The 9,266-nt window shown below is 57.5% G+C and carries 6 protein-coding genes; 4 read left to right on the top strand and 2 right to left on the bottom strand.

Going from position 1 to position 9,266, the window contains the following annotated elements:
* Positions 1–4: 4 nt before the first annotated feature.
* A complete protein-coding gene (locus AC5FXY_RS21320; RefSeq protein WP_493558750.1) occupies positions 5–1,930 on the bottom strand; it encodes a DNA topoisomerase IV subunit B in 1,926 nt (641 codons plus the stop codon).
* 211 nt (positions 1,931–2,141) lie between these two features.
* On the opposite strand from AC5FXY_RS21320, the gene AC5FXY_RS21315 reads away from it, so the two are divergent.
* The 3 genes from AC5FXY_RS21315 to AC5FXY_RS21305 all read left to right on the top strand — a co-directional run bounded on the left by AC5FXY_RS21315 (position 2,142) and on the right by AC5FXY_RS21305 (position 5,637).
* Positions 2,142–3,332, top strand: a complete 1,191-nt coding sequence (locus AC5FXY_RS21315; protein WP_493558749.1) for an AI-2E family transporter — start codon at positions 2,142–2,144, stop codon at positions 3,330–3,332.
* Positions 3,333–3,472: 140 nt separating this feature from the next.
* Entirely contained in the window at positions 3,473–3,949 is a 477-nt protein-coding gene (locus AC5FXY_RS21310) for a ferritin-like domain-containing protein (RefSeq protein WP_493558748.1), read from the top strand.
* Between the two features lie 206 nt (positions 3,950–4,155).
* Positions 4,156–5,637: an exonuclease domain-containing protein gene (locus AC5FXY_RS21305; protein ID WP_493558747.1), complete on the top strand. Its 1,482-nt coding sequence runs from the start codon at positions 4,156–4,158 to the stop codon at positions 5,635–5,637.
* 160 nt (positions 5,638–5,797) lie between these two features.
* Here AC5FXY_RS21305 and AC5FXY_RS21300 read toward each other — a convergent pair whose 3' ends face one another.
* A complete protein-coding gene (locus AC5FXY_RS21300; protein WP_493558746.1) occupies positions 5,798–7,396 on the bottom strand; it encodes a hypothetical protein in 1,599 nt (532 codons plus the stop codon).
* Between the two features lie 161 nt (positions 7,397–7,557).
* Between AC5FXY_RS21300 and AC5FXY_RS21295 the strand changes: the two genes are divergently transcribed.
* Positions 7,558–9,159, top strand: coding sequence for a hypothetical protein (locus tag AC5FXY_RS21295; protein WP_493558745.1), 1,602 nt, complete (start codon positions 7,558–7,560; stop codon positions 9,157–9,159).
* Positions 9,160–9,266: the final 107 nt, after the last annotated feature.

The following is a 9,266-nucleotide window of genomic DNA, read 5'->3' as shown; positions in this document are numbered from 1 at the left end:
TGAGTTACGCCAATTCCGGCTCCAGCACCGTTTCGGCCGGTAAAGTATCAGACGTTACCAGGTCCTTCTCGATGCGCAGGTTGTCGATGATGAAGTTCTGCCGGTCGGGCGTGTTTTTGCCCATGTAGTACGTCAGCAGCTTCTGGATGGAGCGGTCTGACTGCAGAATCACCGGCTCGAGGCGGATGTTGTCACCGATGAATTTACCGAACTCATCGGGCGAAATTTCCCCGAGGCCTTTGAAGCGGGTGATTTCCGGATTACGGCCCAACTTGCGGATGGCGGCTTGCTTTTCGCGCTCGTCGTAGCAGTAGATTGTTTGCTTTTTGTTTCGCACGCGGAACAGCGGCGTCTCCAGGATGTAGACGTGGCCGTTGCGAACCAAGTCGGGGAAAAACTGCAGGAAGAAAGTGAGCAGCAGCAGGCGAATGTGCATACCGTCGACGTCGGCGTCGGTGGCAATAACTACGCGGTTATAGCGCAGCCCTTCCAAGCCTTCCTCAATGTTCAACGCGTGCTGCAGCAGGTTGAGCTCCTCGTTTTCGTAAACAATTTTCTTCTTCAAGCCAAAGCAGTTCAGTGGCTTGCCCCGCAGCGAGAATACGGCCTCCAATTCCACGTTGCGGCTCTTGGTAATCGAGCCCGATGCAGAGTCGCCCTCGGTGATAAACAGGGTCGTCAGGGCTTCCTTGTCTACGTCCTTGCCTTCGCTGAAGTGGAAGCGGCAGTCGCGCAGTTTGCGGTTGTGCAGGCTGGCTTTCTTGGCACGCTGGTTGGCCAGCTTTTTTACGCCGGCCATGTCCTTCCGCTCCCGCTCGCTTTGCTCGATGCGGCGCTTCAGACCTTCGGCCGTAGCGGGGTTTTTGTGCAGGAAGTTATCGAGGTGCTCCTTCACAAAGTCCACCACGAAATTGCGCACGGTCGCTCCGTCGGGCTCAATTACGATGGAGCCCAGCTTGGTCTTGGTCTGTGACTCAAACACCGGCTCCTGCACGCGAATGGCAATGGCCCCCACGATGCTGGCGCGGATGTCGGTAGCGTCGTATTCCTTCTTATAAAACTCGCGCAGCGTCTTGACGATGCCTTCGCGGAAAGCTGCTAAGTGCGTACCACCCTGGGTAGTGTTCTGCCCGTTGACAAACGAATAATACTCTTCGCCGTAATCGTTGCCGTGCGTAAGAGCCATTTCAATATCATTCCCCTTCAGGTGAATAACCGGGTACCGAATGGCTTCCGGGTCGGTTTTGCGTTCCAGCAAGTCGCGCAGTCCGTTTTCGGAATGATACTTCTGCCCGTTGAAGTTGATGGTCAACCCTGCGTTCAGGTAGGCGTAGTTCCAGATCTGGCTTTCCAGAAAGTCCGGAATGAAGCGGTAGTTACGGAAGATGGCCGGATCCGGCTCAAACGACATCATCGTGCCGTTGCGCTGCGAGGTTTTCACCGGCTTGGAGTCGTTGACCAACTGCCCCTGGTGAAATTCTGCCGATTTCAGCATGCCGTCGCGCACGCTTTGCACCACAAAATTGGTGCTCAGGGCATTGACGGCTTTGGTACCCACGCCGTTCAAGCCCACAGACTTCTGGAAGACCTTGGAGTCGTACTTGCCGCCGGTGTTAATCTTGCTGACCACATCCACCACCTTGCCGAGCGGAATGCCGCGCCCGTAGTCGCGCACGGTCACGCGCTGGTCCGTAATCTTGACCTCTATAGTGCGGCCGTAGCCCATCATGTGCTCGTCGATGGAGTTGTCTATCACCTCCTTCACGAGGATGTAGATACCGTCATCGGGCGAGGAGCCGTCGCCCAGCTTACCGATGTACATACCCGGGCGCAGACGGATGTGTTCGCGCCAGTCGAGCGAGCGAATCGAGTCCTCGTGGTAGCCGTGGTCGGTAGCCGCAGGGGCAAGCGGGAGTTGTTCTTCAGCCATTCCTAAAATCCTTCAACCAGTTTTTACTGTAAAATAACGCAGAAACGCGATGTTTAGCACGCTTACCACGTCGCAGGGCCAGACTATTTTTTTTGGCAAACGCTGCATCCAACCTAACTCAGCACGCTGGGCTTAGGTTCACTCAAAAATGCGAAAAAACGCATTAAAAACCAACAAACCCCTCCCCTCACTATTCTAACAATTTTAGCAAATGCTTCACCCTTCCCACAACTTCCCGGGGCCCCAAAACCCCTCTAAGCCCCCTGAAATAAAACTACCGCCCGCTATTCAGTACACCCTTATTCTGCTGGGCCTGGTCTTGGCAGTGTATGCCCTAAAGGTGCTGGACGACGTGCTGCTCCCAGTGCTGTTTGCTGGCCTTATTGCTTTATTGCTGCTGCCACTATGCCGGCGCTTCGAGCTGTGGGGCGCACCCCGTATTCTGGCCATCGTGCTCTGCCTGCTGATGATTTTCTTGGTTCTGGCGGGCCTTGTCTATTTGTTCGGTTCGCAGATTATGCAGTTCCAAGCCGAACTACCGAAGCTACAGGACCGGCTAGTGGAGTATTTCGACCAGGTACAGCAATACCTGAGCGAGAAGTTCAACATGAAGCCCGTCAACAAAGACCAGCTCATTGATCAGTCGCTGAAATCAGTCCGGCAAAAAGCAGGTGGCTACCTGGGCACTACCATCAACACGACTACTGGGGTACTAAGCGTGTTGGCTTTGGTACCGATTTATATTTTCTGCTTTCTGTACTACCGCGACCATCTGCGCCAGTTCCTGTTCCGATTTGTGTCGCCGGACCACCGCAAAGAGGCACTAAATACCATGGATAGTGTGCAAACGGTAGTCCAGGCCTACATCACGGGGCTGCTAACGGTTATCGTGATTGTAGCGGTGCTGAACGCCATCGGGCTGCTGGTACTCGGTGTGAAGTACGCTCTCTTCTTCGCGGTATTTGCGTCGGTGCTAGCGGTTATTCCCTACATCGGCATCATTATCGGGGCTACGTTGCCTGCTTTGATTACGCTAGTGGACACTGGCTCGCCCGTGCGGGCCATGCTGGTGGTGGGCGTGTTTCTGGCAGTTCAATTCTTGGAGGGCAACTTCATCACCCCGATGATTACGGGCTCTAAAGTCAGCATCAACCCCATGGCAGCCATTATCGCTCTGATCCTGGGTGGCGAACTGTGGGGCACGCCCGGCATGATCCTCTCCATTCCATTGATTGCGGTGCTGAAGGTGATTATGGATGCATATAAGCCACTGGAGCCATTCGGATTTTTATTGGGCGATGTGGCCAGCGGAGATGACACGCAGGAGGCCGGCGCCATCAAAGGCGAACCAGGTAAGGCTAAAGGCTTTAAAGGATTCTGGCAAAAGCTCACGGCCCGCTAACGCACCTTGCCCCTTTGCTCAAAGCCAAATTTTGTTTGCTCAGGCCTGTAACCCTTGCGTTAGGCGCAAAGTATAAGCCCCCTGAAAGCGCTGCTGACTCAGCAGTGACATTCTTGCTCTAAAACCTAAACCAGAACACCATGGCCGCTATGAACAACGATGCCGCCCGGGCCTTCAATGACCTGGTTGAAATCAATAAAACCGGCGCTAAAGGCTACCAAGAGGCTGCTGAAGGCGTTACCAATCCGCAATTGAAATCGGAGTTGAGCCGCTTGAGCCAGCAACGCGCCCAGTTCGCTTCGGAACTGGAGCAGCAAGCTCGCCAGTTAGGCGTGGAAGCTCCCAGCAATAACAGCACCATCGAAGGCGCAGTAACGGACGCTGCAGCTGCGGTACACCGTGGCTGGATCAACCTGAAATCGGCCATCACCGGCCAAGACGACTCTGCCATCCTGGGCGAGTGCGAAACCGGTGACCAAGTGGCCCTCAAAGCCTACGAAACGGCGCTGCAGTCGCAGAGCCTCCCGGCTCAGGCTTCTTCGATCATTCAAAAGCATCACGGCGAAATTCTGGCTGCTAAAAACCAGATTACGCAGTGGAAAGCATCCAACCGCTAGGGTTAACCTGGCTGTTGAGAGAAGGGACGGTCTGCCGAAAGGTGGGCCGTTCTTTCGTTTGGGGGTACTGCGAGGCAACCTTCATTACTACCACTGAGTAGCATTAAGCGCTACAAGCAGGCAAGGGCTGATCTTCTGTCGACGCTGGTGACTTTTCGCCTGCTACTTTTGTTACCAACGGCTACCATACTTTAGCTGCAGCTGATTTGTACGCCATCATCGACCTTGAGACGACCGGGGGCCAGCCTACCCAAGACCGCATCACCGAAATAGCCATCTTTATTCACGATGGCGACAAGGTGGTGGATTCTTATGCTACGCTGCTTAATCCGGGCCGGCCTATCCCCTTCTACATTCAGCAGCTCACAGGCATTACCGACGAGATGGTGCGCAGTGCGCCCCATTTTCACGAGGTAGCCAAGAAGGTAGTGCAGATGACCGAGGGTTGCGTATTCGTAGCGCATAACGTACGGTTTGATTACAGCTTTCTAAAGAAGGAGTTTGCGGACTTAGGCTATACTTACTCGCGCAAGACGCTGTGTACCGTGCGCCTTAGCCGCTCGCTTATTCCTGGGCAGCCGAGCTACAGCTTGGGCAAACTCTGCCAGAACATCGGTATTCCGCTGCAGAATCGCCACCGCGCCGCCGGCGACGCCGAGGCCACGGCCATTCTGTTTGACCGGCTGCTCAAAATCAGTAAAGAGGCCGAAGCCCCCGGCTACGAAGCGGCAGCGCCGGCCGATAAGCTGGCGGCCGTGGATGCAGCAGCGCCTTCGGGCAACCGCCAGCCGGCCAAACAACCATCCGCGCGCAAGATTGCGGCCGTGCAGCAAGCTATCAAAACTGCCTTGCTGCCCCCGTTGATATCCCCCGAAAAAGTATCTGCTCTTCCCCAGGAAGCGGGCGTCTACTACTTCCACGATGAGCACGGGGAGGTCATTTACGTTGGCAAGAGCATCAACATCTACAAGCGCATTCAGCAGCACTTCGCGGTGGATTACAAGTCGCGCAAGTCATTGGAGTTTAAAAACTCCATTGCTGATATTACCTGGGAGCTAACCGGCTCCGAGTTGGTAGCGCTACTTCACGAGTCTTCCGAAATCAAGCGCCTGAAGCCACACTACAACCGGCAGCAGCGGCGGACGGTGTTTCCGGCGGGCATTTATCTGCGCGTGGATGAAAACGGCTACAAGCGGCTGTATTACGGCCGGGCCGATGAACGTAATTCGGAAATACCCATTATTGCGCTCGGCAATCAATTCAAGGCCAAAGGCTTCTTGTACCACAAGGTGGCCAAATTCAACCTGTGCCAGAAGCTCTGCGACCTGTACAAGACCGCCGGCTCGTGCTTTGATTTTCAGGTGCACCGCTGCAAAGGGGCCTGCGTAGGCCTGGAGCCAGCGGAAGAGTACAACCGACGCGTAGACGAGGCCGTGGAGAGCATCACCTACGAGCACCAATCCTTCGTCATTATCGGGCCGGGCCGCCGGGCCGATGAACGGTCGGTAGTGGTAGTGGAGCACGGCCGCTATTTGGGCTTCGGCTACATTGATGATACGTTCACGGCGCGTCGGCTAGAGGCGTTCAAGGACGTTATCAAAGTTCAGAACGATAATAAAGACGTGCAGCAGATCATCCGGCAATACATGCGCACCAAGCACAAGGACAAAGTGAAGGTGTTTCAGTAGTGCTGCGATGAGAGCCGATGCACTTACCGCTTTGCTGCCTCACGAATAGAAAATTCGGGCAGTGGGGCAAGCGTTTAGGAAATGCTGTTTCGGTTTCTGAAACGGTCATGCGGTCCGACAAGCTCAGCAGGTCAGCCTTTGGGTTTGTGATTCACAGACCCTAATAAAGCCGGTGACGGAGCAGCCAACCAGCGGCGTTGTACTCGTTGGCTTTGGGCTGGTGCGCTTCTACCTTGATGTGCTTTTTCTCGACTCGAAAAACGTTGCCGTCGCCGGGGTTAAAGATGGTTACGCGTGGAGCCCGCCCTCGCAGATTTGGCTTTAGCTGCTGCACCACGTCTTGGCCCTGCCCATCATATATTCCGATGCGGAACCGGTGGTCGGGCTGCCCGATGATGCGGAAGTCGTCGTTGCCGCCGAGGCCGTAAAGGTTTATCGTGCCGGTTTGGCGGGCATCAAACAGCCGCTCCCCCAGCAGCTTGCCCGATTGGCCATTATCGAGTGAATATACACGCACCCACACTTTCCACGGGCCGGCAGCTTCCACTACAAAGCGCTCGGGCAGGTCGGTGCCGGGAATGTCCACGTTGCGGGCCAGCTGACGGTAAAACTCATCGGCGACGCGAGGCAGCAACTCGCGGCGGCTGCGCAGCTTTTGTTGAAATTCGGCGCCCGAAAGCGCATATATCTCGGGCGGCCACACCCGCAGTGCTTCGTCAATCACCTCGTTGGTGAGGGCCCGCTGCAAGGAATCCGCTACCTGCCGGAAATCGACGGCGGTGAGGTACACCAGCAAGGACTTATCCATGGGGCGGGCAGCCCGGTTCAGGCCTTCCACGTTGTGCAGGTGAATGGTCTTGCCGAAGCTCTGGTAGTTGGTCTTGATGAAGCTGATCAGGCGCGTAAACACGCCGTCGTCAAACTTAAAGAATGCGTGGTCCCGGTCGCGAGGAATGGCGCGGTACAGCGTACGGCTGCTATCGGCGCTCGGGAAGGACGCCCAGCGCCACTGGTCTTCGCGGCGGCTCCAGTCGCCGAGCCACATATCAAATAAGCGGCTACGCAAGTAATGGCGCGCATCTACCTGGTGCTCGGGCGAAGCCAGCAAGCGGCCAAACACAACCCTGGAACTGACTACTTGCTTTGAACCCCCAAAGCTGGGCATGCCGCTCAGGTCGCCTTCGGGGCGCTCTTCGAACAGGTACAGTGCCTTCGCGAAGGCCTGCCGAAACTCCCCCAGGTCCGGGTCATCAGCCACGTACACCAGGCGCGGATTGGTATGGTACACGCCAGCGGCCCGCGCCAGTCGCGGCACGATGTACGCCCCGTACGGGTGAATAACGCTGGTCTGGTCTTTCATCAACCGACCGATCAGGCCGTCGCGCAGGTTTTCAGGCAGCGCGGCCGTGGGGTCTTTATCCACGGAGCGCAGCACGTATTGGCGCCCGTTAGCCGCCACGAGGCGTAAGTTTTGGGTCTGGAAGCTGCCGCCTTCCTTTACCGGCGAAAGGCCCCCAGGTACGGCGCGACGAATATTGAACACCGGCGCCGAAACAGGCACAGCCCATTCATCGCGGTAATGAAAACCCCAGAACAGCTGATGCAGCCACCCGCGCTGGTAATGCGGCCCCGCAGCTACTTGCACGAGCGAATCGGCCCCGATGCCGGGACGGGCAGCCTGCGCGGCAGCGCGCGGCGCGGTTGCGGGCAGACTCAGAGCCAGCAACAGAAGTCGGTAGGTGGGCAGCAATGACAACAAAGCACGGGGTGGCGGAGGACCGGAAGCGGCAAACCGGGCTAATAGGCCAATTGCTTATACCGCTGCAGTGCACGTGCGGTTGTGTTTTGGCCTAACTCGTCCGTTTGCGTAGCGCTTGCGTTGAAGGAGGATAATTTGTGCTCCGACTTCTGCTCCGACCTATGACGCGCCGCCAACTCGGCTTCGTACTGCTTTGCCTCTGCACCTCCGGTTGTACCCGCAAAGGTTTCTTTCAGCCCGATGCCCTGGTGCCCGGCCATCAGGTGCGGACCGTTGCGGGCCCAGATAGTGCCCACGTGACGGCGGGCCGCCACTACCAGCGCGGCCCATTGCACCGCCTGCTGTTGGGCAAGCACTACCGCGCTGTATGGGCCGAGCCCGTGACGCTGCCGGTGCTGGACCTCGGCACTACCAAAGGCGGCCTGAGTGCGGGAAAAATCGGCGGCGGCTTCCAAACGACCAGCATAACGCTGAACGGAACGGCCGGCCGCACTTACGCCCTGCGCAGCATCGATAAAGACCCCTATAAAACCCTGCCCAAAGTGCTGCGCCACACCTTCGCGCTGAGTCTAGTGCGCGACGCTACCTCGGCCGGCAACCCATACGGCGCCTTTGTGGTACCGCCGCTGGCCCAGGCCGCTGGCGTGCTGCACACCAATCCGGCCTTGTACTATGTGCGGGCCAATGAGCAGGGCCTGGGAGCGGTATCGGAGCGCTTTCAGGGCAAGGTGGTGCTATTAGAGGAAAAGTTGGAAAGCAAGGAAAACCTGGGACCCATGTTCGGGCCCAATGCCGTGAACCTCGAAGAAACGGACGACGTGCTGGAGGATGTGTACGAAGACCCCAAGCACCGCCTCGACCAAGCGGCCTTTCTGCGCGCGCGCCTGCTTGATTTGTGGCTGGGCGACTGGGACCGGCACGAAGGCCAGTGGGATTGGGTAGCGTATCAGCAGCCCGACGGACGCACCACGTACCGCCCCATTCCCATCGACCGCGACCAAGTGTTTTTCCGCTTTTCCGATGGCTTCATTTCTTGGCTGGTGAGCCGGCCTTGGGCCGTAGCGAAGTTTCGCACTTTCAAGCCCAGCTATGAAAGCATTGAGGGCTACACGCGCAATGCCCAATTCATCGATTCCCGCGCCCTGAATGAACTTTCCCGGACCCAATACCTGAGCACTGCCCGCGAGTTGCAGCAGGCCCTGACCGACGAAGCTATCAGCCGTGGTGCCCGCCGCCTGCCCCCGCCGGTGTACGCCCTGGAAGGCCAAAAGCTGGAACGCGCCTTGCAGGCCCGGCGCGATGCGTTGCCGACGGCGGCGGCCGAATTTTACCGCCTGAAGGCCCGCCAAGTGGTGGTACCCGGCACCGACAAAGCCGAACGCTTTGTGGTGGAACGCCTAAACGATACGCTCACCGTGGTATCGGTATTCAGCCTGACCGACGATAAGGACAAGTCGGAGCCACTGCTCTACCGACGCGGGTTCCACCCGAAAGACACCAAGCAGGTGCTGCTGCATGGGCTGGGAGGCAAGGATGTATTTGAGCTGCGAGGGCGCGTGCGCCGGTCGCCGCGCATCGACATCTATGGTGGCCCCGGCGAAGACAAGGTATCGGATAGCTCGCGGGTGGCTGGTCTGCGCAAAATGACCCGCTTTTACGATACCAAGCGCAACAATGAATTCGAGCCAGCGCCGGAGCTCAAAGACAAAACCAGCCGCGGCGTGGCCTCGCACGCCTTCGACCGCGACGGCTCGGGCCGGTAATGGTAGGCGCTCTTCATAAATCACCGCGTCAGGATTTGGCCAGAGCCCTTCTTCTCAGGCAATCGGGCTTTTCAATTCCGGTGAGCCTCCCTCCTAACGACCTTCCC

It is taken from the genome of Hymenobacter sp. FMD4 (assembly GCF_058932745.1).
This window is presented reverse-complemented; position numbering and strand designations above follow the sequence as displayed.

What these genes read in the sequence shown, in the direction of transcription:
- AC5FXY_RS21315 (WP_493558749.1), top strand. Translation starts at nt 2,142, where the DNA reads ATGCTTCACCCTTCCCACAACTTCCCGGGGCCCCAAAACCCCTCTAAG.
- AC5FXY_RS21295 (WP_493558745.1), top strand. Translation starts at nt 7,558, where the DNA reads ATGACGCGCCGCCAACTCGGCTTCGTACTGCTTTGCCTCTGCACCTCC.
- AC5FXY_RS21320 (WP_493558750.1), bottom strand. Translation starts at nt 1,930, where the DNA reads ATGGCTGAAGAACAACTCCCGCTTGCCCCTGCGGCTACCGACCACGGC.
- AC5FXY_RS21310 (WP_493558748.1), top strand. Translation starts at nt 3,473, where the DNA reads ATGGCCGCTATGAACAACGATGCCGCCCGGGCCTTCAATGACCTGGTT.